The sequence below is a fragment of the Rhodococcus sp. D-6 genome, assembly GCF_040256695.1.
GTDB lineage: Bacteria > Actinomycetota > Actinomycetes > Mycobacteriales > Mycobacteriaceae > Rhodococcus > Rhodococcus pyridinivorans.
Window position 1 is genome coordinate 189,770 of sequence record NZ_CP132970.1, and the last position, 22,676, is coordinate 212,445.

Below are 22,676 nucleotides of genomic sequence, written 5' to 3' on the forward strand. Positions count from 1 at the left end.
GCCCCGGCGGACGAAGGTGAAGTGACGAATGAGTGAGGACCCCACCCGCGGCGCGGGAGCACCGCAACCGCAACCCCATCCGTACGGCCCCGGCGGATACACCGGCCCCTACCCGCGCACACCCCAGCAGTCGGCACCTCCGCCACCGACCGCAGGATCCGGCCGGATGCCGGGTCGCTCCGCCCTCGCCGTGGGGGCCATCGCGCTCGCGCTGGTGAGCGGCGGCATCGGTGGCGCGGTCGGCGCGTGGTCGGTGCGCGATTCGTCCGGACCGGTCGTCAACTCCCTCGACGCTCCGAAGCCCGATACCCAGTCGGTCGCCGCTGCCCCCGAGGGCAGCGTGCAGGCCGTCGCCGACAAGGTCGTGCCGAGCGTCGTGCGGATCGAGGTCGCAGGACGCACCGGCGCGGGTGAAGGGTCGGGCGTGGTCCTGTCGTCGGACGGATTGATCCTCACCAACAACCACGTCGTGGCGGGTGGAGGTCAGGGGGCGCAACTGACGGTCTTCTTCTCGGACGGGTCCACCGCGCCGGCGACGGTCGTCGGTGCGGATGCGGTGTCGGACATCGCTGTCATCCGGACCGAAGGGCGCACCGATCTCACTCCCATCGAACTCGGTAGTTCGGAGAATCTCGCGGTAGGCCAGGAGGTCGTGGCCGTCGGATCACCGCTCGGACTGCAGAGCACCGTGACGGCGGGCATCGTGTCCGCACTCAACCGGCCCGTGTCCACGAGCGGGGACAACGCCAATCAGGCGTCGGTCATCGACGCGATCCAGACCGACGCGGCGATCAACCCCGGCAACTCCGGCGGTGCGCTGGTCGACATGGAAGGCCGCCTCGTCGGCATCAACACCGCGATCGCCACGGCCGGCGGACAGTCGGGTTCGATCGGCCTCGGTTTCGCGATCCCCGTCGAACAGGCCCGGCGTGTCGCGCAGGAACTCGTCGACACGGGTAAGGCGACGCACGCGATCATCGGTGTCCAGGTTCCGTCCCGGGACGACGCCTACGGTGCGCGCGTCGTGGAGGTCGTGCCCGACGGGCCGGCCGACCGAGCCGGAATCCCCGACAACGCGATCATCGTCCGGGTCGACGATCGGGTCGTGACCGACGGCGACTCGCTCATCGCCGCGATCCGCTCCCGCGCGCCGGGGGACACCGTGAAGATCACCTACAAGACGCCCGACGGCAACGAGACCACAGTCGACGTGGTGACTGCGTCGGATTCGGCCGGACGATGAGGAACGACATGGACATAGCTCACATTCCGGTACAAGAGCCGCATGCTTTCGAGCCGCAAACTACCGTGGACCTCATGGAACTCGAAGCTCCCAGAAAAGGCCGCGCACTCGTCGTCGTCGTCGACGATCGCGTCTCCCACGGCGACAGTCCGGACTCCGCGGGTCCGCTCGTCACGGAGCTTCTCGTCGAAGGTGGCTTCGCCGTCGACGGTGTCGTCACGGTCGCTGCCGACGAGGTCGAGATCCGAAATGCACTCAATACCGCAGTGATCGGCGGCGTCGACCTGGTGATCTCCGTCGGTGGCACCGGTGTCACCCCGCGCGACGTGACTCCCGACGCGACCGAGGACGTACTCGATCACGAGATCCGCGGCATCGCCGAGGCGCTGCGTTCGTCGGGCCTGGCGTCGGGCGCCGTCGACGCCGGCCTCTCCCGCGGTCTCGTGGGAGTCTCCGGATCGACGCTCGTGGTGAACCTCGCGTCGTCGCGTCCCGCCATCCGCGACGGGATGGCGACGTTGTTGCCTCTCGCCGCACACGTCATCGAAGAGTTGTCCTGGATGGAGGAGTGACGACGCCGTGTCCGACGACCGTGATCCCTCGCACGACGAGGTGACCGGCGAGCAGCAGCAGAGCCGTGCCCGGATCGACCGGGCACGGCTGGCGCGCATCTTCGGGGATGTACTTCCCGAGACGACACGCGACGAACGCGGCGAGAACGGCTCCGGCGGTGGCGACTCGGATGAATGGCTGCGCAGGCAGGTGCCTCCGCACCATTCCGGTGGGTGATCTGTATCACTGATGTCGAGTTGCGCTCAACCGGATTCCAACCCGTTGTCGACCGCAACGAAACGTCGCCGCAACGGTCCGTTCATCTCCATCTGGTCCGCGCGATCTATTGGATCTGTGTTTCCAGTCACAGAAGGCATTTCGTCTTGCACTCCGGGTGCACTGAATATGTGGCTTCTACCTGCGCCGATGTGGCGGTGGGCGGGTCATGTACGTGTAATCCCGGGTTACATATTCCACCTCGAAATGCGTCCGATTTGCCTGCTTCGATGAATCGCTGGGCGTGTGGCCTGCACCGCGCCTATACCGGAGCGTTACGAAAGCTAGGCGTTGCTCCAGGAATGGTCACGGTCTAATCTCCCTCTCAGGTTCAAACCGGTCGAGCCCAGGCTTCACGGCCTGGGCTCGGTCACGAATCGGTAAAGCAAAACCGTGCGGACGATGGACGTACCGACACACCGACGGGTGATCCGCCGGTGTGTTCGCTGTGGACAGCGGCCCGCGGGCGACAGGGCGACCACTTGTTGTCGGACGCGGTGCGCAACCCGGCACGCAGAGAACGGATGAGGCATTCATGAAGATTCAGACGCGACGTGGCTTCCGGGCCACCCGCAACGCCACGGTGGCAGCAGCTGCTGTGGCCGGTCTGGTTCTCGGATCGGCCGGCGCCGCAGGTGCCGAGGTCAACGACCAGAACCGGATCGTCTCCAACGGCCACGAGGTCATCGTCACGCAGGAGGACACCTTCATCAACGGTGTGCCCCCGATCGGCGGCAGCCCGCTGAGCCGTGAGTGGTTCCACAACGGCCGCGGCATCGCCAACATCGTCGGCCCCGAGGCGGCGGACTTCGAGGGTTCGACCTTCCAGTTCGGCTACCAGGTCGCGTGGTCGGCCGCCATCGACGGTTCAATTGGGTTTAACTGGACCAGTCCCGACGCGTCTCTGAAATCTGCGGAGAAGCTGGTACCTCAGTACAAGATGATCCCGAATCGCTCCGAGCAGGACGGCGAGTACGTGGACGCTAACGGCAAGGTCGTCAAGAAGGGCGATTTGGTCGACTACGACGGAAACAAGATCGAAGACGCTTCGAAGGCGGTGCCGAAGAAGGACGCCGAAGGCAAGGAGTTGTACACGCCTACGGGTGAATCTAGCCCGGAGGTTGTGGACACGTTGACGGTCAAAAGCATCCTTCCCCAATTGACTGCGGGTATCGAACTGACACCTGCTCCTGGCATCGAGGAACTTGTTGTCGCCGAGGGGCAGTTCGACGGCGACTACAAGGAAGTCCAGATCGCCAACGTCCACGGTGCCGCCACCGGCGTGGTCGGTCCTGTCTCCGTCCGCCCGTTCGTCCGTGTGATCACCGAGAACGGCGACAACGTCACCACCTACGGCCAGGTCTGGACCCTCTAGTCCTGCTCCGCGCCATCCCGCAAGAAATCCCCACCACCACAAACGGAGTAATCATGGGAATCAAGTCGCGTGGCTTCAAGGCCGCTCGTAACGCCACCGTCGCCGGTGCCGCCGTCCTCGGTCTGGTGCTCGGTGCCTCGGGCGCCGCTTCGGCCGAGGTCAACGACCAGAACCGCATCGTCTCCGACGGCCTCGAGGTCGTCGTGACCCAGGAAGACACCTTCATCCAGGGTGTTCCGGCCCTCGGTGGCAGCCCGTTCAACCGCGAGTTCTTCCACAACGGCCGCGGCACCGTGAACCTCCTCGGCGAGGACGCAGCCGACGCCGAGGGCACCACCTTCCAGTTCGGCTACCAGTTCGCGTGGGCCGGCAGCATCGACGGCGCCATCGGCGTCACCTACTCCACCCCGGGTCTCGAGCTGAGCATCAGCGACTCGGTCGAAGCCACTGTCACCGACATCCTCCCGCAGGCCTACGCCGAGCTCGAGCTGACCCCGGCTCCGGGCATCGAGGAGCTCGTCGTCGCCGAGGGCGAGTTCGACGGTGATTTCAAGACCGTTCAGTTCTCCAACGTCCACGGCACGGCCTCCGGCGTCCTCGGCGCTGTCCAGGTCCGTCCGTTCGTCCGCGCCATCACGGCCAACGGCGACAACGTCACCACCTACGGTGCTCCCTGGACCGTCTAAGTAGACGTCCGGCTCAGGCCGAACACAGCACGACAAGACCGGGCTCGCTCGAATCTCGAGCGGGCCCGGTCTTTTCGTCGTCGACCACCTACTCGATGCCCGGGTTGGGTTTGGCGTGAGCGCCCTGAGTAGCCTGGCCGGCCTGTGCCTCGAGGATGTCGCGGATCTGGATGAGCAGGTCCTCGGCGCTGGCCTGCTTGTCCTCCGGTTCGGTGACGAACTTCTTCTTCGCCGCGTTGGCGGGGACGATGAGCACGAAGTACACGACCGCGGCGATGATGATGAAGTTGATGATCGCGGAGATCACCGCGCCGATGTTCACGAAGGTCTCCGGGTTGCCGCTCACGATCTCGAAGCCCCAGCCCATCTCGTTGTCGCCGCCCACCGCGCTGATGAGCGGCTCGATGATGTTCGCGGTGAAGGCGGTGACGATAGCGGTGAATGCCGCACCGACCACGACCGCGACGGCGAGATCGAGGACGTTGCCCCTGAGTATGAAGTCCTTGAAGCCCTTCAGCATGGTGTGCTCCTTTTCGCGGCCTGTCCGCCGGAGCCGCGCACATGAGGTAGGTCACACGGACGTTCACACGATAAACCGCGAGGTCGGTTCCGGGTGGCGATTGCGCTGGGGAAACGAGCGGATGCTCAGTGCAGTGTGACGGTCAGAGCGCTGACGAGTGACGCCGCCGCGACCGCCGTGGCAGGTTCGGGCTCCAGCGCGACCAGCACGACCCGCTCGTTCCGATCCCGCGCCGGCCTGTCGGATTCGGCCAGCACCACCACCGCACCCCGGGCGAGGACGTGCGCACCGGGTAGGAGGCCGTCGGGGCTGTCCGCGACAGTGAGGACGTCGACGCGGTCGCCCTCACGGAGCAGTTCGCTCACCCCGGCATCGGCGAGCCGGATGGGCACTACGCGGGCCTCGGTGGAGCCGGTGGCGACTGCGGCGAGACGAGGACCGAGAAGGCGGGTGTCCACGAGGGGTTCACCGGCCGGCACAGGGCCGGCGAGAGTGTGGCCCACGGCGTCGTCGACGTCGTGCAGGGTCCCGGCGACCACAATGGACCGATCGCGCTCCACGTGCGCGACATCGTCGGCCGTGAGGGTGTGCCCGGGCGCGAGATCGTGAGCCGCGACGACGACACCCACACGATCGGTGTCGGGGTCACCGCGCAGCGCGAGGATCACCGCGAGGACGGCAAGGAGTCCGGCCGCGATCCGGCGCGCCCGGACGATGCGCGACCAGCCGGGGCGGAGGAGTTCGACGAACCGGTCGGGGAGGGTGGGCTGCAGCGAGGCACCCGCAGAGGAGCGCGAGTGGTGCGGATGCGCGCGCGCACGCTGGAGGAACGAGAAAGGGCCGACGGGCATGCCCCGAACCTAGAAGGTGGGGATGCCCTGTCGGCCCCGATGAGTCCTCGGAAGCGGCGGTCTGTGGATGACTCGACCACCTGTGGACAAAGAAAGTCCCGGAAAGTCAGCTCGCGGCGGCAGCGGGTGCAGAAGAGGCGCTGCTCGACGACGAACTGCTCGACGACGAACTGCTCGACGACGAGCTGGTGTCGCTCGACGAGGAGCTGCTCGAGTTCGTCGCCGCGGATTCGCTGGCGGTGCTTCCGCTGCGGGAGTCGGTGCGGTAGAAGCCGCTGCCCTTGAACACGATGCCGACCGAGTTGAAGAGCTTGCGCAGCTTGCCCTCGCACTGCGGGCATTCGGTCAGCGAGTCGTCACTGAAGGACTGCACGATGTCGAACTTGTTGTCGCAGGCCGTGCAGGCATATGAGTAGGTGGGCACCGGTTGATCCTCCGCCAGTTCGTCGAACCGCAGTATTCGTCGTACTGCAGTTTTGGCACTCTACCGCCGACAGTGCCAACAGCGCTAGGGAGTGTGTTGTTCCGCACGGTCGCCGCTACCGAGCCGGACCAGCCCTTTCCCGGGTGTCAGCGCCCATCCCATACGGATGTCGTGGGGGTCCTCGGGGAGTTCGTCGACGAGCTCTTCATCGCGGACCACCGCGATGATCACGGCCTCGGGTGAGGCGAGGTGCAAGGTGCGGTCGTAGAAGCCGGCGCCGCGGCCGAGCCGCACGCCCCGCGCGTCCACCGCCAGGGCCGGGACGAGCACCGTGTGAGCCTTCGCCACCGCCTCGGGCGGGAAGATCTCACCACCCGGCTCGCGCAGCCCGAAATCGGCCGCCATCAGCGTCTTCTCGCCCATGTAGCGGGCCCACGACAACGGTTCGCCGGTGCGCGTGACCGGGACGAGCACCGTCGTTCCGGCCTCGGTCAGAGCGTCGAGGAGCGCGATCGATCCGGGCTCCGAACCCACGGGCACATATGCGCACACCACCGACCCCGCCGGGGCCAGCGTCGAGGCCACCGTGGCGAGCGCGGTGTCCTCGATTCTGCGCCTCGCAGCACTCAGCTCGCGCCGAGCTGTAAGAATGCGGTCACGCCAGACCGCTTTCGGGGGTGGGGGCATGTCTGCGCCTTACGATCGCCGAACCACCGTCCTCGGTGGCCGAAGTTTAGGGTGGGAGTCTATGACGAACAGTACGACCGGAGGCACGCGGCATTTCAAGACCGCGGTTGTCCCCGCAGCAGGTATGGGGACGCGGTTCCTTCCCGCGACCAAGACGGTTCCGAAGGAACTCCTGCCGGTGGTCGACACGCCCGGCATCGAGCTCGTGGCGGGTGAAGCCGCGGAGTCGGGCGCCGAACGCCTTCTCATCGTGACGGCGCCGGGCAAGGACGGCGTGGTCGCGCACTTCGTCGAGGACCTCGTCCTCGAGTCCAAGCTCGAGGAGAAGGGCAAGTACGAGCTCCTCGCCAAGGTCCGCAAGGCCCAGGGGCTGCTCGAGGTCGAGTCCGTGGTCCAGGAGAAGCCGCTCGGCCTCGGTCACGCCGTGGCGTGCGCCGAAGAGGCGCTCGATCCCGACGAGGACGCGATCGCCGTGCTGCTGCCCGACGACCTCGTGCTGCCGGTCGGCGTGCTCGAGACGATGCAGCGCGTCCGCGCCAAGCGTGGCGGTTCTGTGCTGTGCGCGATCGACGTGCCCAAGGAACAGGTCAGCGCGTACGGCGTCTTCGACGTCGAGGTCGTGCCGGACGCCGCCAACCCCGACGTGCTCAAGGTACTCGGCATGGTCGAGAAGCCGGCCGTAGAGGACGCACCGTCGACCTTCGCCGCCGCCGGCCGATACCTGCTCGACCGGGCGATCTTCGACGCACTGCGTCGCATCGAGCCCGGCGCCGGTGGAGAGTTGCAGCTCACCGACGCGATCGCCCTGCTCATCTCCGAGGGCCACCCCGTTCACGTGGTGGTGCACCGCGGCACCCGACACGACCTCGGAAATCCCGGGGGCTATCTGCGCGCTGCGGTTGACTCGGCGTTGAACACGGAAGAGTACGGGCCCTCGCTGCGCGAGTGGCTCATCGAGCGCTTGAAGCGCTGACTGCAGGACGGGCTGGAGGACGAGAAGCGGTATGCGGTCGGTTGAGGATCAGCAGGCCAGGGTCACGGCGGCGGCAGTCGCACCCCGGCCGGTCCGGGTGGCCATTTCCGAGGCGCAGGGTCTGCTGTGCGCGGAGGAAGTGGTCACCGAGCGACCCCTACCCGGATTCGACCAGGCGGCGATCGATGGCTACGCCGTGCGCAGCGTCGACCTCCAAGCCCCGGCCGAGACCGACGGCGGGTCCGCGCCCGCCGAGGTGACGCTGCCGGTCGTGGGCGAGGTGCGTGCCGGTTCGCGTCAGCCGATCCGTCTCCAGCCCCGTCAGGCGGTGCGCGTCGACACCGGTGCGCCGCTGCCGACGCTCGCCGACGCGGTGCTGCCGCTCGACAACACCGACGGCGGTGCCGCGCGCATCAAGGTGCTCGAACCGGTGCGGTCCGGCGACTACGTGCGCCGCACCGGCGACGACGTCCAGCCCGGCGACATCGCAGTGCGGGCCGGGACGATCATCGGGGCCGCCCAGGTAGGTCTGCTCGCCGCGGTCGGCCGCGACAAGGTGCTCGTCCATCCGCGCCCGCGACTGTCGGTCATCTCCGTCGGCGGCGAACTCGTCGACGTCGACCGCACCCCGGGGCCGGGACAGGTCTACGACGTCAACTCCTACGCGCTGGCCGCGGCCGCGCGTGACGCCGGAGCCGACGTCAACCGGGTCGGGATCGCCAGTACCGACCCGAAGCGGCTGCGCGAGGTCGTCGAGGGTCAGCTGATCCGCGCCGAGATCGTCGTGATCGCCGGGGCCGTGGGCGGCGGCGCGCTCGAGGAGGTCCGCGAGGCGCTGTCCGATCTCGGCGAGATGGGCGTCGAGCGGATCGCGATGCATCCGGGCTCGGTCCAGGGCTTCGGACGTCTCGGCCGCGACGAGGTGCCGACCTTCCTGCTGCCCGCCAATCCGGTGAGCGCGCTCGTCGTCTTCGAGGTGATGGTCCGCCCGCTGATCCGCATCGCGCTCGGCCGTCGCCAGCCGATGCGCCGCATGGTCTCGGCACGCACGGTCGCCCCCATCACCTCGATCCCCGATCGCAAGGGTTTCCTGCGCGGCCAGCTCATGCGCGACGAAACGACGGGCGACTATCTCGTGCAGGCGCTCGGCGGCGCCGCGGGTTCGTCGTCGCATCTGCTCGCCACCCTCGCCGAGGCGAACTGTCTCGTCATCGTCGATCCCGAGGTCTCCGAAATCCGCACGGGAGACCCGGTGGACGTGGCGTTCCTCGGGCAGCGTGGTTGATGTCCCGTCATCCCGGCTGGCCGGCGGAGCTCGGGCCGCTGCGGGTGGCAGGGGGCGTGGTGACCGTCCGATCGATCCGACTGCGCGACGCCGCGGCGTGGAGCCGTCTGCGTCTGCGAGATCGCGCGCATCTCGAGCCGTGGGAGCCGACCGGTGAGGCGCCGTGGGACATGCGGCACCACATCTCGGTGTGGCCCGGGCTCTACCGGAGTCTGCGCTCGGAGGCCCACAAGGGCCTGATGCTGCCGATGGCAATCGAGCTGGACGGCAGATTCTGCGGGCAGCTGACGGTGGGCAACATCGTGCGCGGAGCGTTGCGCTCGGCCTGGATCGGCTATTGGGTGGAGAAGGAGGTCAACGGCCTCGGTGTCGCGACCGCCGCCGTCGCCCTGGGCCTCGACCACTGCTTCGGCCCGGTCGGGCTGCACCGCGTCGAGGCCACCGTGCGCCCGGAGAACGAGGCCAGCCGCGCGGTGCTGCGCAAGGCCGGCTTCCGCGAGGAAGGTCTGCTGAAGCGCTACCTCGACGTCCAGGGCCGGTTCCGCGACCATCTGCTGGTCGCGATGACGGTCGAGGAGGTGCCGGGCTCGGTCTCGGATCGCCTCGTCCGTGCCGGTCGCGCGACCTGGTCCTGATCGCTTTCCGTCTCGAGTCGGGTTCGTCCGCTATGTAACGCAGGTTACTCGCAACTCGAGTAACAATCCCCAGCGCGTGTGGGATCTCTGTGATTAGAGTGAAGAAAGTGTCAATTGGTTTCGCGTGACTCGAGTGACGTCTGTTGTCGATCGAGTCGGCGTTTCTGTACAGGTAAACGCGGTGATGCCGTTAGCCTCATGTAGGTCGGTGGCGTCGACGGGCTGGTAGGGCGACGACTGGAGGGAGGACCACCGGATGCCGAACTCGCTTCTGTGGATCGGGCTCGTTGCCGTGTGGTTGTTCGTTCTGGTTCCCATGCTGGTCACGAAGCGTCCTCGAATCCGGCAGACGACCGACGCCGCGCTCGCAACTCGAGTTCTGCACCGCGGAGACGACGAGCCGATCACCCCTCGAGGGCCGGCCGCCGGGCACCGCAGCGATCCTCATTGGCGTCCGAGTCGTGACCGCACGCACCGCACCCCCGCGGAGGACCGCATGAACACTGAACTCGACGACAGGCCGGAGATCGATTCCGACGAGGCCGACGTCCACCACGAAGCAGCACCCGATCGTGAGCCCGTGCGCGCACACGCACCGCAACGCCGGGGCCGCGGCGGATTCGACCCGCATGCCGATGCGGTCGCCAGCGCCGCACGATACGAATTCCGGCAGCGGGCCGTCCTCGGCCTGCTGATCGCCGCGATCATGACCTCGGCGCTCGCCCTGATCGTCTCGTCGGTCATGTGGTGGCTCGCCGGTCTCGCGGCCGTGGCCCTCGTCGCCTATCTGTTCTACCTGCGGCGCCAGGTGCATCTCGAGCAGGAGATCCGGCGGCGTCGCCTCGCGCGACTGCAACGGTCCCGCGCGGGGGCCCGCGGCGGCCACGACGACGTTCCGCAGCGTCTGCGTCGCCCGGGGGCCGTGGTCCTCGAGGTCGACGACGAGGATCCGGAGTTCGAGCACCTCGATCGCTACGAGGACGACTACGGCATCGACCACGGCTACGACGTCCGAGCGAGCGACGGCGACGACGAGTCCGGCGACTACGTCGTTCCCCGCGCAGTGGGGGAATGATCGTCCTGCGACGCTTACGGCGGGGCCCGCACCGAATCTGTGCGGGCCCCGACCCGGCTTCGGAGCAGGCCGTGAAATCGCCCGTCACCTGCGCCGACACTCCGATTTCGTGATGGACGGGGTGGTTTGCTAGAGTTTGCGAGTCGGTTCCCTCGGAACCTACGGGGCTGTGGCGCAGTTGGTAGCGCGCTTCGTTCGCATCGAAGAGGTCAGGGGTTCGATTCCCCTCAGCTCCACCCCTGAAAGCCCCGCCCTCGGCGGGGCTTTCGTCGTATGCAGGGCCATTCGCTGGCGGGTCCACGCCGAACCCGGCAGACTGTGTGGCATGGACCACAGGATGAGTGACGACGAGTTGCGTCGGGCGATCCGGGTACTGCGCGAGCGCGCCGACCTCGCGCGCAGCGAGAATCGCCACGACGATGTCGAGATGATCGAGCGCACGATTCGGCAATACCAGGAGGAGATGGCCCAGCGGCTCTGAGTTTCCATCCGCCGGAGCCCAACACTCCGGCTCACAGGTCGCTTCGCTCGGACACACAGGTCGCTTCGCTCGGACACACAAGTCGCTTCGCTCCGGCGCATCCGGCTCGTCCGTGGCGCGCCGGAGCGTCGAGTCGTCACGGCGAGGCTAGGGTGTCGCCATGGCGATCACCGACCTGCGCGGAACCAAATTCCTTGTGACCGGCGCGGCCAGCGGAATCGGCCGCGCCCTGGCCCATGCGGCCTCCGATCGCGGGGCCCGGCTGGTGCTCACCGACCTGCAGGAGGAGGCCCTCGACGAGGTCGTCCGCAGCGTTCGTGAACGCGGCGGCACCGTGCTGCACTCGGCCGCCCTCGACATCTCCGACTACGAGGCCGTCACCGCCTTCGCCCGCGACGTGCACGAGGCGTGCGGGTCTCTCGACATCGTCGCCAACGTCGCCGGAGTGTCGGTGTGGGGCACCGTCGACCGGCTGCAGCACGAGCACTGGAAGCTCATGGTGGACGTCAACCTCATGGGGCCCATCCACGTCATCGAGAACTTCGTGCCGGCCATGATCGAGGCCGGTCGCGGCGGGCACATCGTCAACGTCTCCTCGGCCGCCGGGCTGCTCGCCCTGCCGTGGCACGCCGCCTACAGCGCAAGCAAGTTCGGTCTGCGGGGAGTGTCGGAGGTGCTGCGGTTCGACCTCAAGCGCGACGGCATCGGTGTCTCGCTGGTCGTCCCGGGGGCCGTGCGTACACCGCTCGTCGACACCGTGCAGATCGTCGGCGTCGACCGTGATCGTCCCGAGGTCCGCAAACTCACCCAACGGTTCGTCCGCCACGCCGCGACTCCCGAGAAGGTGGCCGAGCGCATCGTCACCGGCATCCTGAAGAACCGCTTCATGGTCTACACGTCCTTCGACACCCGGTTCGGTTACTGGTGGGCGCGTAAGTTCGCGCCGCCTTACAACCTCGTCATGCAGGCCGCCAACGACTACTTCCGTCGCGTCGTCGGCACCAAATGAAATTCGGCGCGACATGATTCAGTGGATCCGACACCGCTCGGCGGGGCCGGAACCACCTGAATCAATCCGGCGCGCGGTGCAGCTCGGCGTGCAGATGATGCGTCAGAGGGGTGTCGGCGTGGGCCATCCAGAAGTCGTAGACCAGCACGTCGCCGTCGACCTCGAAACGCCGCCGGACCTCGTGCACGGGCTTGGCGTCGGGTGAGCGCTCCAGGGTGAGGGTGGTGAAGTCCAGCACGCCGCCCTCCGGCCGGGCCCGCTGGATCTCGACGAACCCGGTGGGCTGCGAGACGAGCAGTTCGACGTCGTCGCCGCTGCGGCGCAGGTAGCCGTTCTCGGTGTGCAACGGGCGTCCCTCCGTGCGGTGCCGCGTACGGCTGACGTACATCAGGAAGGGCTTTCCGGGAATGGTGGCGAACTCGATCGTCTCGTCGTACGCGAAGTCGTCGATGGTGCGGTAGTGGCCGTCGCCACCTCCGGTCCAGCGCCCGGCGAACGGTGCCAGGCACCCGAGCGGGTCGTCGGCCATGAAATCTCCCTCGTGTTCTCGGTGTGTTCTTCGCAATCGTTGCCGCCGTATTCGACGCGCCTGACCCGGATGCCGCCGTCCTGCGCGATACCGTGAGCATATGAGTCATCGCTGGGGTGTCGAGTCCGAAGTCGGTGAACTCCGCGCCGTGATGCTGCACCGGCCCGGTGCCGAACTCGAACGCCTCACGCCCCGCAACAACGACCAGCTGCTCTTCGACGCCCTGCCGTGGGTGGCGCGCGCCCAGGAGGAACACGACGCCTTCGTCGAGCTGCTGCGCAGCCGCGGGGTGGAGGTGTTCCTGCTGGCCGACCTGCTCACCGAGACACTCGAGGCCAGTGGCGCCGCGCGGGTGCAAAGCGTGTCGTCGGCCGTCGACGCACAGCGTCTCGGTTATGCGCTCGCGGAGGAGCTGACGGGCCATCTGCGTGCCCTGCCCGCTGCCGAGCTCGCCCGGATCCTCATCGCGGGCATGACCTTCGACGAACTGCCCGCGGTGGGCAACGGCGCTGCCCCGTCCCTCGTGCGGCTGATGCACCACGGTTCCGATTTCGCGATCGCACCGCTGCCGAACCTGCTCTTCACGCGCGATTCGTCCTTCTGGATCGGCTCGCGCGTGGCGATCCCCAATCTGGCGCTGCCCGCGCGCCGGCGCGAGACCAGCCTCACCGACCTCATCTACGCCTTTCACCCGCAATTCCTCCACGTGCGACGCGCGTACGAATCGCACACCGCGCCCGTCGAGGGTGGCGACGTGTTGCTCCTCGCGCCCGGCGTCGTCGCCGTGGGGGTGGGGGAGAGGACGAGTCCGGCCGGTGCGGAAGCGTTGGCGCGCAGTGTCTTCGATGACGAACTCGCGCACACCGTGTTGGCGGTCCCGATCGAGCAGCGCCGGGCGTCGATGCACCTCGACACCGTGTGCACAATGGTCGACGTCGACGCGGTGGTGATGTACCCGGCGATCCGGGACAGCCTCCAGGCGTTCGCCATCCACCGCGAGAACGGCGCGGTGCAGATCTCGGGGCCGCGCCCCTTCCTCGAGGCCGCCGCCGACGCGATGGGGATCGAGAAACTGCGTGTCATCGACACCGGTCTGGATTCCGTTGTCGCCGAGCGTGAGCAGTGGGACGACGGGAACAACACGCTGGCCGTGGCGCCCGGCGTCGTCGTCGCCTACGAACGCAATGTCGAGACGAACACCCGCCTCGAGGATTCGGGGATCGAGGTACTGCGGATCGCCGGGTCGGAACTCGGTTCCGGCCGCGGCGGTCCACGATGCATGTCGTGCCCGCTCTCGCGGGCGGTCCTGTAACTCCTCGTCAGAGGATCTCGCGCACCTTGTCGACCGGACGCGCGAGCACGGTGCCCTTGTCGGTGACGACCAGCGGACGCTCGATGAGGATCGGATTCGCGACCATCGCATCGAGCAGTTCGTCCTCGGACGCCTCGGCCAGGTTCAGCTCCTTGTAGAGCGATTCCTTCTTCCGGATCGCTCGACTCGGTGTGAGACCTGCCGCATCGAGCAGCGCCTGCAGTTCGTCTCGGGAGGGCGGAGTCTCGAGATATTTGATGACCGTGGGTTCGAGTCCGTTCTCCTTCAGCAACGCCAGAGTGTTGCGTGACGTGCTGCAGCGCGGGTTGTGATAGATCGTCGCCGTGGTTGCCATGGCCCGATTCTGCCCCGGCGCAATCCGTAACCCGCTGCCACCCGCCGCCGTGTTGCCCGATTCGTCCCTGTTGAAGCCGGTGGGCAGCGTTACTACGATCTCCGCGCACTGAAGTTTTTCGAATTCTCACCAGAAAAGGCACGGAGCACGATGCTCAAAGGTTTCAAGGATTTCCTGCTGCGCGGAAATGTCGTCGAACTCGCCGTCGCAGTGGTCGTCGGCGCGGCGTTCACGTCCATCGTCACGGCGTTCACCGATCACATCGTGAACCCGCTGGTCGCTGCAGTGGGTGGCGACAATGAGATGGGCTTCGGCTTCAGCCTGCTCTCGTCGAACGACGCGACCTTCGTCAACCTGGGCGCCGTCATCTCCGCGGCGATCAACTTCTTGATCATCGCGGCCGTCGTCTACTTCGTGCTCATCGTGCCGGTCAACGCGGCCAAGGCCCGCTTCGCGCCGGAGAAGGAGCCCGAGGACGAGCCGCTGAGCGAGACCGATCTGCTCATCCAGATCCGCGACCTGCTCGAGACCGGGAGTTACAACCACGCCCCTGCCGAGGTGCCCTCGGCCGAAGCGCCCGTCAAGGTCACCGAGCGCTGATAACCTGCGAGAATGCTCGACCTCGCCATCGATCCAGACTCGCCTGTCCCGCCGTTCGAGCAACTGCGGCGACGCATCGTCGACCTGGTCCACGATGGTGAGCTGATCGCTGGTACCAAGCTGCCCACCGTCCGGGGCCTCGCCGACACCCTCGGCATCGCTCCGAACACGGTCGCCAAGACCTACCGGGAACTCGAGAAGGTGGGTGTGCTCGAGGCCCGGGGGCGGGCGGGGACGTTCGTCGCCGACACGGGCGATCCCACCCGCACGCGGGCCCAGCGATCCACCAACGAGTACGTCACCGAGGTGAGGGCACTCGGGATGTCCGACGAGGAGATCCTCGAGTTCGTCTCGGCCGCCCTGCGCGCGGGTTGACTTGCCGATCTTCGGGTTCGTGCAGAGAATGCACGGCGCGTCCGGAATGTGATGATTTTCTCGGGTTCGACGATTCCGCTCCGCAGGCGCCCGAAACTTGCAAGGTTTGTTCGCATGAATGTCCCTGGTGATCGGCCCGGGTCCGAGGAGATCGACGAGGTCTCGGGCGCCCGTGCTTCTGAAGTAGCCGCGTCCGCGGCGCATCCGCCGCAGACCGACAAAGTGGTCTTCGGAGTCGCTGCCGCGCTGGTCGCGGCGATCGTGGTGTGGGGCCTGGCCGCCACCGACAATTTCGGGACCGTTACCGGGAACATCCTCGACTGGATCGTCGTCGAGTTCGGTTGGTTGTTCGTGCTCACGGCGAGCGGATTCGTATTCTTCGCGCTCTGGCTGGCGGTGAGCCGATACGGCCGCATTCCGCTCGGCAAGGACGACGAGAAGCCGGAGTTCCGCACCGTCAGCTGGATCTCGATGATGTTCGCCGCCGGCATGGGCATCGGCTTGATGTTCTTCGGTGTCGCCGAACCGCTCTCGCACTTCGTCGAGCCGCCACCGGGCAGCACCGGCGGCACCGGCGTCGCGATGGCGACCTCGATGTTCCACTGGAGCCTGCATCCCTGGGCGATCTACGCCGTGGTGGGTCTGGCCATCGCCTACGGCACCTTCCGCAGGGGTCGCAAGCAGCTCATCAGCTCGGCGTTCATCCCGCTGCTGGGACGCCGGGCCGAAGGTCCGCTCGGCAAGGTCATCGACATCCTCGCCCTGTTCGCGACCCTGTTCGGCACCGCGGCGTCGCTCGGCCTGGGCGCGCTGCAGATCGGCTCGGGCTTCGAGGTCACCGGCTGGCTCGAGACGGCCGGAGTGATGCTGCTCGTCGCGATCGTCGCACTGCTCACGCTCGCGTTCATCGCCTCCGCGGTCACGGGTGTCGCCAAGGGCATCCAATATCTGTCGAACATCAACATGGTGCTCGCCGCGATCCTGGCGATCTTCGTGTTCGTGCTCGGACCCACCGTCTTCATCCTCAACCTCGTGCCCACCACCCTCGGTGCCTACGCCGCGGAGTTCGCCCGCATGTCGGCGCGCACGGCCGCCTCCAACGAGGCCGCAGGTGAGTGGCTGTCGAGCTGGACGATCTTCTACTGGGCGTGGTGGGTCTCGTGGGCGCCCTTCGTCGGCATGTTCCTCGCCCGGATCAGCCGCGGCCGCACCATCCGCGAGTTCATCGTCGGTGTCATCCTCGTCCCGAGCCTCGTCAGCCTCATCTGGTTCTCGGTGTTCGGCGGCGCCGGTATCGGACAGCAGCTGGACGGCCTGGACATCGCGGGTGCCGACAGCGTCGAAGGACAGCTGTTCGGGGTGCTCGGCAACCTCCCGCTCACCGGCATCGCCACGGTCGTCGCGATGCTCCTCATCGCCATCTTCTTCATCTCCGGAGCGGACTCCGCGTCGATGGTGATGGGCAGCCTCAGTCAACGCGGCACCCTCGCGCCGAATCGCGGCGTCGTGGTCTTCTGGGGCGGACTCACCGGCGGTGTCGCGGCCCTGCTGCTGTGGAGCGGCGGCGAGGAAGCCCTCAACGCCCTGCAGACGATGACGATCATCGCGGCAGCTCCCTTCCTCCTCGTGATGATCGGTCTGTGCGTGTCGCTGTACCGGGATCTGCAGCGCGACCCCCTGATCACGGGCGGGCGCAGGAAACGGACACTGCGCAAGGTCGAATGACCGAGCGGTCCCACATCGAGGACGTCGAGTTCCTGCTCGACGTCCTCGATGCGCGTCCGGGCACGTCCGTCCTCGCGATCGAAGCCGGGCCCGCCTCCGCCGTGGTCGCCGAGAACGTCGGTCCCCACGGCCGCGTGCGCGTGGCACCCTCGGTGACCCGCGCCCACGAGTTCGCGCAGCGGGAGAAGTTCGACCGCATCTACGCACTCGACATCCCCGACCTCCGCGAGGACACCGCCGCCGCGGCCGCCCTCGCGCCGCTGCTGACCGACGACGGACAACTGTGGGTGATCGACGGGGCAGGACCGGGGGAGGACACCGGAACCGTCTCGATGACCGTGAGCACCGTTCTCGCACGGGCAGGATTCGCGATCGTCGACATCCTCGAACGCGGATCGCGAGTCGCGGTGTGGGCGGCGGTCGGACGACGGCATCACGGGTGACACACGACGCCGCGTGCCTGCGGTGAGTTGTCGCCCACCCCGAGTACGGTGTCGCCTGCCCGGCAGTTGCTCTTCGAGAGGAGTGCGCGTGACCGACACCGACCGATTCGACGAGGCCCTCGACCGCGATTGGTCCCGTTACGCCTCGCAACTGGCCCGGCGCATCTCCGAACTCGCCGGACCCGACGCCTTCGAACTGCACGCCGAGACCGCCTCGGGGCCCGCGGCCTGCGTGCGGGTGCTCGCGAGCGCCGGGGGACACGCCACGATCGAGGTCACCGGATCCGAGCCGGTCACCAGGCCCGTGTCCGAGGCCGACACGCTCGCCCGGCACATCGTGTCGGTGCTGCGCGGTCGCGGGAAGGTGCCGCATCCGGCCTTCTTACAGGCACACCCGCCCTCAGCCCTCGGCGACCTCCGCGAACGCGTGAGCGATGCGCTCGCGCACGCCCTCGGCCGCCCTGTGCCGGTCGACGCCGACGGCGACTTCGTCGTCGTCCTCGACTCCCATGTGGTCTTCGTCGTGATCGACGACGACGGCAGCATCCGGCTGTGGGCACCGCTGCTGCACGCGATCCCCGAGGACGACACCCCGGGAGCCGCGCCCACCGGCGGTCGCACCCACGCGCTCGCCGAGCTCACCGAACTGAACCGGACGTGGCCGCACATCAAGGTGGTGCTCGTCGAGGACCGGCTTGTCGCCACCGTCGACCTGCTCGGCGATCCGTTCGTGCCCCGCCACCTGTCCGAGCTGCTCCAACGACTCAAGGTCTTCCTCACGGTCGTCGACGAGCGATTCGCGCGCCGCTTCGACGGCATCCGCTACGGCTCCGACAGGGACCGCGACGTCGAGCTGGCCGAGGGCAGCGTGCTCGACGAACCCAACTGAGCTCTCCTCGGGACGAGCGACTGCGCTCCGCTCAGCGCCAGCTGGGGAGCCATAGCTGGTCGTTCCAGTGCTCCGGGGTGATCGGCAGCGCCGTGAGAATCGGCCACAACCACACGAAGTTCGCGATGACGAGCCCGACGTACAGGCACACCACGAGCAGCCCGGTCGTCCGTCGTTCCGTCGAGGCATGCGGCGACCCGAGGATGTCGCCGAGCACCAGCGCGACACCCATCACCAGGAACGGCGCCATCGGCACCGCGTAGAAGTAGTACATCTGCCGGTCGAGGCTCGCGAACCACGGGAGGATCCCCGCACCGTATCCGGTGAGCACCGCGGCCCACCGCCAGTCGCGGCGGACGAGCAGCTGCCACAGTCCCCATCCGAGCACCGGCACCGACACCCACCACAGCGCCGGCGTTCCGATCAACATCACGGCCTTGACGCACTGCTCGGCGTCGCATCCGCTGATCCGCTCGCCGTCGGCGAAGTAGTACAGCATCGGCCGCAGGCCCATCGGCCACGTCCACGGCTTCGACTCCCAGGGATGCTGGTTGCCGGCCGAGTTCGTCAGGCCGGAGTGGAACTCCAGGACGCTCGCGCTGTAGTACCAGAGTGACCGCAGCGCGTCGGGCACGAACGAGAACATCCCGTCGTGGCCGATCCGCGAGCCGACCGCGTGACGGTAGACGCCGGTCTCGCTCGTGAACCACGCCCAGTAGGTCGACAGGTACACCCCGAGCGGGACGAGCACGAGGGCATACAGTGCCGGGCCGATGTCGCGCAGGGCCGTCCCGATCCACGGTCGCTGCACCCGGTACGCGCGACGCGTCGCGAGGTCGAAGGCCACGGACATCAGCCCGAAGAACGCGATGAAGTACAGGCCCGACCACTTGGTGCCCACCGCGAGACCCAGCAGGATGCCCGCACCGAAGCGCCACCAGCGCACCCCGAAACGCGGACCCCACACACTGTCGAGGACACGGCCCTCGGCGTGCACCTTCGCCATGCGGGAACGCACATCGTCGCGATCGACGATCAGGCATCCGAAGGCCGCGACGACGAAGACCGCCTGGAAGATGTCGAGCATGCCGAGGCGGGACGACACGAAGGTCACCCCGTCGACGACGAGCAGCAGACCGGCGATCGCGCCGAGCATCGTCGAGCGGGTCAGCCGCCGCACGATCCGCACGACCAGCAGGACGAGCACGACGCCGGCCGCAGCGGCCGAGAAACGCCAACCCCACGCGGTGTATCCGAACAGTGCCTCGCCGAGCGCGATCATCTGTTTGCCGACGGGCGGATGCACGACGAGCCCGTAGCCGGGATTGTCCTCGATCCAGCCGCCGGTGAGCACCTGCCAGCCCTGCGGTGCGTAGTGCTTCTCGTCGAACACCGGCGTCTTCGCATCGGTGGGGTAGTTGAGCATCGTGAACCGCGTGATCGCGGCGAGCGCCGTGACGAAGGCGGTGACGATCCAGCCGCGCGCCCGATCTCCCGGAAGGGGCTCGGGTCCGGGCACCAACGGGCCGGGACCGATGAGGCGACGATCCTGCGCTGCCGACGGACCACGGCCGGGGGCCTGTGAAGGGCTGCGGTCCGTCACGGTCACGTTCCGATCGTAGGCTGAGCCGTATGCAGGCAGCCAAACCGGTCCACGGCGCGAATCCGGGAGAGGGCCGGCTCGTGCTGGCCGCCACTCCGATGGGAGATATCGGTGACGCCTCGGCGCGTCTCCGCGACGCTCTCGGCACCGCCGACGTCATCGCCGCCGAGGACACCCGGCGCACCAAGGCACTCGCCGCGGCGCTCGGCGTCACCATCACCGGGCGGGTCGTGAGTTTCTACGATCAGGTCGAGGTGTCGCGACTGCCGGGCCTGGTCACCGACATCGAGGAGGGCCGCACCGTCCTGCTCGTCACCGACGCGGGCATGCCGTCGGTGAGCGATCCCGGCTATCGGCTCGTCGCGGCGTGCGTCGAGGCCGGTCTGCCGGTGACCTGCCTGCCCGGTCCGTCCGCCGTGACCACCGCCCTCGCCCTGTCGGGCCTGCCGGTCGAGCGGTTCTGCTTCGACGGGTTCCCACCCCGCAAGCCGGGCCGGCGACGCGCGTATTTCGGCACGCTCGTCCAGGAGCCTCGCGCCGTGGTGTTCTTCGAGGCACCGCACCGGCTCGCGGCCTGTCTGGCCGACGCCGTCGACGTGCTCGGCGGTGACCGTCGCGCCGCCGTCTGCCGCGAACTCACCAAGACCTACGAGGAAGTGCGCCGCGGCACGCTCGCCGAACTCGCCGAGTGGGCCGTCGAGGGCGCGCGCGGTGAGATCACCGTGGTGCTCGAAGGGGCGGTTGCCGTGGCCACCGACCCCGTCGACCTCGTCGACGAGGTGGAACGGAAAGTCGAGGACGGGATGCGGCTGAAGGACGCCTGCGCCGTCGTCGCCGAAGCGGCGTCGACGTCGTCCGGTGCGACGGTCTCGAAGCGCGAACTGTACGACGCGGTGCTGGAAGCGCGTCGCGACTGACGCGGTGCTGGAAGCGCGTCGCGACTGACGCGGTGCTGGAAGCGCGTCGCGACTGACGCGGCCTGCCGCCCACCGATCGAGAAGAACGCATATCGGACGCGCCGTGGGGTCCGGGGACACTGCGTGCCACGGAAGCCTAGACTCTGCCGGGTCCCGAGCGCAGACGTCACCGGCACCGGCCGGTCGGACGCTGTCGGGGACTTCGGACGATCAGGAGGACGCGGATGGATTCGGTGAACGATTTCCTCGTCGAGGTGGGCGGGGTGGTGTGGGGGCCGTACCTGCTCATCCCGCTGCTGTTGGGCACGGGCCTCGTGCTCACGATTCGGCTGAAGGGCATCCAGTTCCGCAAGCTGTGGCCCGCACTGCGGCTGGGTCTGATCACCCGCCACGACGAAGGCGCCACCGAAGGCGACATCTCCCAGTATCAGGCACTGACCACCGCGCTCGCCGCGACGGTGGGCGTGGGCAACATCGCCGGTGTCGGCACCGCGATCTACTTCGGCGGGCCCGGCGCGCTGTTCTGGATGTGGGTCACCGGCCTGGTCGGCATGGCCAGCAAGTACTCCGAGGCGTTCCTCGGCGTGAAGTACCGCACGACCGACGCCAAGGGTGAGCAGAGCGGTGGTCCGCAGTACTACCTCGCCCGCGCCATCCCCAACAAGGCCGGTCTCGTCCTGAGTCTGCTGTTCGCGGTGTTCGCCGTGCTCGCCAGCTTCGGCATCGGCAACATGACCCAGGCCAACACCGTCGCTACCCAGCTCGACGGCACCTTCGGTGTGCCGACCTGGCTCAGTGGCATCGTGATGACCGTGCTCGCCGCGGCAGTCCTGCTCGGCGGCATCAAGTCCATCGGCAGGGTCACCGCCGGCTTCGTGCCCGCGATGATCCTCCTCTACGTCGGCGCCGGCATCATCGTCCTCGCGGTCAACTTCACGCAGATCCCCGATGCCTTCGCGCTCATCTTCACCGATGCCTTCACCGGCACGGCGGCCACCGGTGGCTTCATCGGATCGGTCTTCATGATCGCTCTGCGTTACGGCGTGGCGCGCGGCATCTTCTCGAACGAGTCGGGCATGGGCAGCGCGGCGATCGCCGCCGCGGCCGCCCAGACCACCCACCCGGTGCGTCAGGGCCTGGTGTCGATGACCCAGACGTTCATCGACACGATCATCGTCGTCACCTTCACCGGTCTGGTCATCGTCACGACCGGAGCCTGGGAGTCCGGCGAGCAGGGCGCCGCGATGACATCGGCCGGCTTCGCCGACGGCCTCGGTGGGGACTGGGGTCACTGGATCGTTGCCATCTCGGTCGTCTTCTTCGCCTTCTCGACGATCCTCGGCTGGTCGTACTACGGCGAGCGGTGCGTCGAGCGTCTCGTCGGTCGCCGCGGCGTGGTGCCCTACCGCGCGATCTTCGTGATCGTGGTGTTCATCGGTGCCACCACCCAGCTCGAGGTGGTCTGGAACTTCTCGGACGTGATGAACGGCCTCATGGCCCTGCCGAACCTGATCGGTCTGCTGGTGCTGTCGGGACTGATCGCGCGGGAGACGAAGGCCTACCTGGATCGCGATCCGTATCTGTTGAACGGCCCCGTCGCGACGGACGATCCCGACGTCGTGAAGTAGGCCGGGGATACGCGAAGGGCCCCGCGTGATGCGGGGCCGAACGTATGTGGAGCATGCCTCCACGCCGACCCGGAACTACCCCTCGTCAGTCCCTATCGGCGTGGAGGCCCCCGCCCCACACTGCAAGGCCGAACCTTGCGTGGTCACCACTCTTCCCCGTCTTTGATGGGGACGAAGAATACCGACCGGCGCGGAACCGGTATCATCCCTGCTCAGACGTGGTGAGGA

Annotated in this window: 26 protein-coding genes and 1 tRNA gene; 20 read left to right on the plus strand and 7 right to left on the minus strand. The window is 67.8% G+C overall.

All coding sequences use genetic code 11. The annotated features are described in order from the left end of the window. Window positions 1–28 precede the first annotated feature (28 nt). From RBB84_RS00980 to RBB84_RS01000, 5 genes are all read left to right on the plus strand, one after another. A complete protein-coding gene (locus tag RBB84_RS00980) occupies window positions 29–1,243 on the plus strand; it encodes a trypsin-like peptidase domain-containing protein (RefSeq protein ID WP_197481800.1) in 1,215 nt (404 codons plus the stop codon). Between the two features lie 74 nt (window positions 1,244–1,317). Next, the gene (locus tag RBB84_RS00985; protein WP_006553786.1) at window positions 1,318–1,815 is read left to right on the plus strand and encodes a molybdenum cofactor biosynthesis protein B; all 498 of its coding nucleotides are present in this window, start codon (window positions 1,318–1,320) and stop codon (window positions 1,813–1,815) included. A 7-nt stretch (window positions 1,816–1,822) separates the two neighbouring features. Next, window positions 1,823–2,032, plus strand: a complete 210-nt coding sequence (locus tag RBB84_RS00990; protein WP_064255724.1) for a hypothetical protein — start codon at window positions 1,823–1,825, stop codon at window positions 2,030–2,032. Window positions 2,033–2,606: 574 nt separating this feature from the next. Continuing rightward, complete coding sequence (locus RBB84_RS00995; protein ID WP_064255725.1) at window positions 2,607–3,446, plus strand: MspA family porin; 840 nt, start codon at window positions 2,607–2,609, stop codon at window positions 3,444–3,446. A gap of 53 nt (window positions 3,447–3,499) precedes the next feature. Then, a complete protein-coding gene (locus RBB84_RS01000; protein WP_064255726.1) occupies window positions 3,500–4,132 on the plus strand; it encodes an MspA family porin in 633 nt (210 codons plus the stop codon). Window positions 4,133–4,220: 88 nt separating this feature from the next. On the opposite strand, the gene mscL (RBB84_RS01005) is transcribed toward RBB84_RS01000, so the two are convergent. The 4 genes from mscL (RBB84_RS01005) to RBB84_RS01020 form a co-directional block, all read right to left on the minus strand. Then, the gene (mscL, locus tag RBB84_RS01005; RefSeq protein WP_006553790.1) at window positions 4,221–4,652 is read right to left on the minus strand and encodes a large-conductance mechanosensitive channel protein MscL; all 432 of its coding nucleotides are present in this window, start codon (window positions 4,650–4,652) and stop codon (window positions 4,221–4,223) included. A 125-nt stretch (window positions 4,653–4,777) separates the two neighbouring features. Continuing rightward, window positions 4,778–5,503: an SAF domain-containing protein gene (locus RBB84_RS01010; RefSeq protein WP_064255727.1), complete on the minus strand. Its 726-nt coding sequence runs from the start codon at window positions 5,501–5,503 to the stop codon at window positions 4,778–4,780. Between the two features lie 106 nt (window positions 5,504–5,609). Further along, window positions 5,610–5,927, minus strand: coding sequence for an FmdB family zinc ribbon protein (locus RBB84_RS01015; protein ID WP_064255728.1), 318 nt, complete (start codon window positions 5,925–5,927; stop codon window positions 5,610–5,612). Window positions 5,928–6,011: 84 nt separating this feature from the next. Beyond that, window positions 6,012–6,614 carry a 5-formyltetrahydrofolate cyclo-ligase gene (locus RBB84_RS01020; protein WP_064255729.1) on the minus strand — a complete coding sequence of 201 codons (603 nt, stop codon included), beginning with the start codon at window positions 6,612–6,614 and terminating at the stop codon, window positions 6,012–6,014. Window positions 6,615–6,675: 61 nt separating this feature from the next. Here RBB84_RS01020 and RBB84_RS01025 point away from each other — a divergent pair, with 61 nt between their 5' ends. From RBB84_RS01025 to RBB84_RS01055, 7 genes are all read left to right on the plus strand, one after another. After that, window positions 6,676–7,587 carry a UTP--glucose-1-phosphate uridylyltransferase gene (locus RBB84_RS01025; protein WP_006553794.1) on the plus strand — a complete coding sequence of 304 codons (912 nt, stop codon included), beginning with the start codon at window positions 6,676–6,678 and terminating at the stop codon, window positions 7,585–7,587. Between the two features lie 31 nt (window positions 7,588–7,618). Continuing rightward, the gene (glp, locus tag RBB84_RS01030; protein WP_064255730.1) at window positions 7,619–8,872 is read left to right on the plus strand and encodes a gephyrin-like molybdotransferase Glp; all 1,254 of its coding nucleotides are present in this window, start codon (window positions 7,619–7,621) and stop codon (window positions 8,870–8,872) included. Next, on the plus strand, window positions 8,872–9,507 hold the full coding sequence (locus tag RBB84_RS01035; protein WP_064255731.1) for a GNAT family protein: 636 nt from the start codon (window positions 8,872–8,874) through the stop codon (window positions 9,505–9,507). Before glp ends, RBB84_RS01035 begins: the two co-directional genes overlap by 1 nt. Window positions 9,508–9,763: 256 nt before the next feature. After that, window positions 9,764–10,582: a gephyrin-like molybdotransferase receptor GlpR gene (glpR, locus tag RBB84_RS01040; protein ID WP_024103194.1), complete on the plus strand. Its 819-nt coding sequence runs from the start codon at window positions 9,764–9,766 to the stop codon at window positions 10,580–10,582. 163 nt (window positions 10,583–10,745) lie between these two features. After that, window positions 10,746–10,818, plus strand: a tRNA-Ala gene (locus RBB84_RS01045). A gap of 101 nt (window positions 10,819–10,919) precedes the next feature. Then, the gene (locus RBB84_RS01050) at window positions 10,920–11,063 is read left to right on the plus strand and encodes a hypothetical protein (protein ID WP_153811617.1); all 144 of its coding nucleotides are present in this window, start codon (window positions 10,920–10,922) and stop codon (window positions 11,061–11,063) included. A 160-nt stretch (window positions 11,064–11,223) separates the two neighbouring features. Further along, window positions 11,224–12,072, plus strand: a complete 849-nt coding sequence (locus tag RBB84_RS01055) for an SDR family oxidoreductase (protein WP_024103196.1) — start codon at window positions 11,224–11,226, stop codon at window positions 12,070–12,072. 61 nt (window positions 12,073–12,133) lie between these two features. On the opposite strand, the gene RBB84_RS01060 is transcribed toward RBB84_RS01055, so the two are convergent. Further along, window positions 12,134–12,601: an FABP family protein gene (locus RBB84_RS01060; RefSeq protein WP_064255732.1), complete on the minus strand. Its 468-nt coding sequence runs from the start codon at window positions 12,599–12,601 to the stop codon at window positions 12,134–12,136. A 100-nt stretch (window positions 12,602–12,701) separates the two neighbouring features. Here RBB84_RS01060 and arcA point away from each other — a divergent pair, with 100 nt between their 5' ends. Then, the gene (arcA, locus tag RBB84_RS01065) at window positions 12,702–13,913 is read left to right on the plus strand and encodes an arginine deiminase (protein ID WP_006553799.1); all 1,212 of its coding nucleotides are present in this window, start codon (window positions 12,702–12,704) and stop codon (window positions 13,911–13,913) included. Between the two features lie 7 nt (window positions 13,914–13,920). Here the strand turns inward: arcA and arsC are convergent, their stop codons facing one another. After that, the gene (arsC, locus tag RBB84_RS01070; RefSeq protein WP_006553800.1) at window positions 13,921–14,268 is read right to left on the minus strand and encodes an arsenate reductase (glutaredoxin); all 348 of its coding nucleotides are present in this window, start codon (window positions 14,266–14,268) and stop codon (window positions 13,921–13,923) included. A gap of 150 nt (window positions 14,269–14,418) precedes the next feature. Here arsC and mscL (RBB84_RS01075) point away from each other — a divergent pair, with 150 nt between their 5' ends. The 5 genes from mscL (RBB84_RS01075) to RBB84_RS01095 all read left to right on the plus strand — a co-directional run bounded on the left by mscL (RBB84_RS01075) (window position 14,419) and on the right by RBB84_RS01095 (window position 18,300). Next, a complete protein-coding gene (gene mscL / locus RBB84_RS01075; RefSeq protein ID WP_064255733.1) occupies window positions 14,419–14,868 on the plus strand; it encodes a large conductance mechanosensitive channel protein MscL in 450 nt (149 codons plus the stop codon). Between the two features lie 12 nt (window positions 14,869–14,880). Beyond that, entirely contained in the window at window positions 14,881–15,243 is a 363-nt protein-coding gene (locus RBB84_RS01080; RefSeq protein ID WP_039583790.1) for a GntR family transcriptional regulator, read from the plus strand. Window positions 15,244–15,357: 114 nt separating this feature from the next. Continuing rightward, complete coding sequence (locus RBB84_RS01085) at window positions 15,358–16,968, plus strand: BCCT family transporter (protein ID WP_006553803.1); 1,611 nt, start codon at window positions 15,358–15,360, stop codon at window positions 16,966–16,968. Then, a complete protein-coding gene (locus RBB84_RS01090; RefSeq protein ID WP_064255734.1) occupies window positions 16,965–17,411 on the plus strand; it encodes a hypothetical protein in 447 nt (148 codons plus the stop codon). Before RBB84_RS01085 ends, RBB84_RS01090 begins: the two co-directional genes overlap by 4 nt. An 88-nt stretch (window positions 17,412–17,499) precedes the next feature. Next, on the plus strand, window positions 17,500–18,300 hold the full coding sequence (locus tag RBB84_RS01095; RefSeq protein WP_064255735.1) for a hypothetical protein: 801 nt from the start codon (window positions 17,500–17,502) through the stop codon (window positions 18,298–18,300). Between the two features lie 31 nt (window positions 18,301–18,331). Here RBB84_RS01095 and RBB84_RS01100 read toward each other — a convergent pair whose 3' ends face one another. Further along, window positions 18,332–19,837, minus strand: coding sequence for a phospholipid carrier-dependent glycosyltransferase (locus RBB84_RS01100; protein ID WP_197481803.1), 1,506 nt, complete (start codon window positions 19,835–19,837; stop codon window positions 18,332–18,334). Window positions 19,838–19,932: 95 nt separating this feature from the next. Between RBB84_RS01100 and rsmI the strand changes: the two genes are divergently transcribed. Together rsmI and RBB84_RS01110 are read left to right on the plus strand one after the other, a co-directional pair. Beyond that, window positions 19,933–20,820, plus strand: a complete 888-nt coding sequence (gene rsmI / locus RBB84_RS01105) for a 16S rRNA (cytidine(1402)-2'-O)-methyltransferase (RefSeq protein WP_064255736.1) — start codon at window positions 19,933–19,935, stop codon at window positions 20,818–20,820. Between the two features lie 224 nt (window positions 20,821–21,044). Continuing rightward, on the plus strand, window positions 21,045–22,448 hold the full coding sequence (locus RBB84_RS01110) for a sodium:alanine symporter family protein (protein WP_041803560.1): 1,404 nt from the start codon (window positions 21,045–21,047) through the stop codon (window positions 22,446–22,448). The last annotated feature ends 228 nt before the right edge of the window (window positions 22,449–22,676 follow it).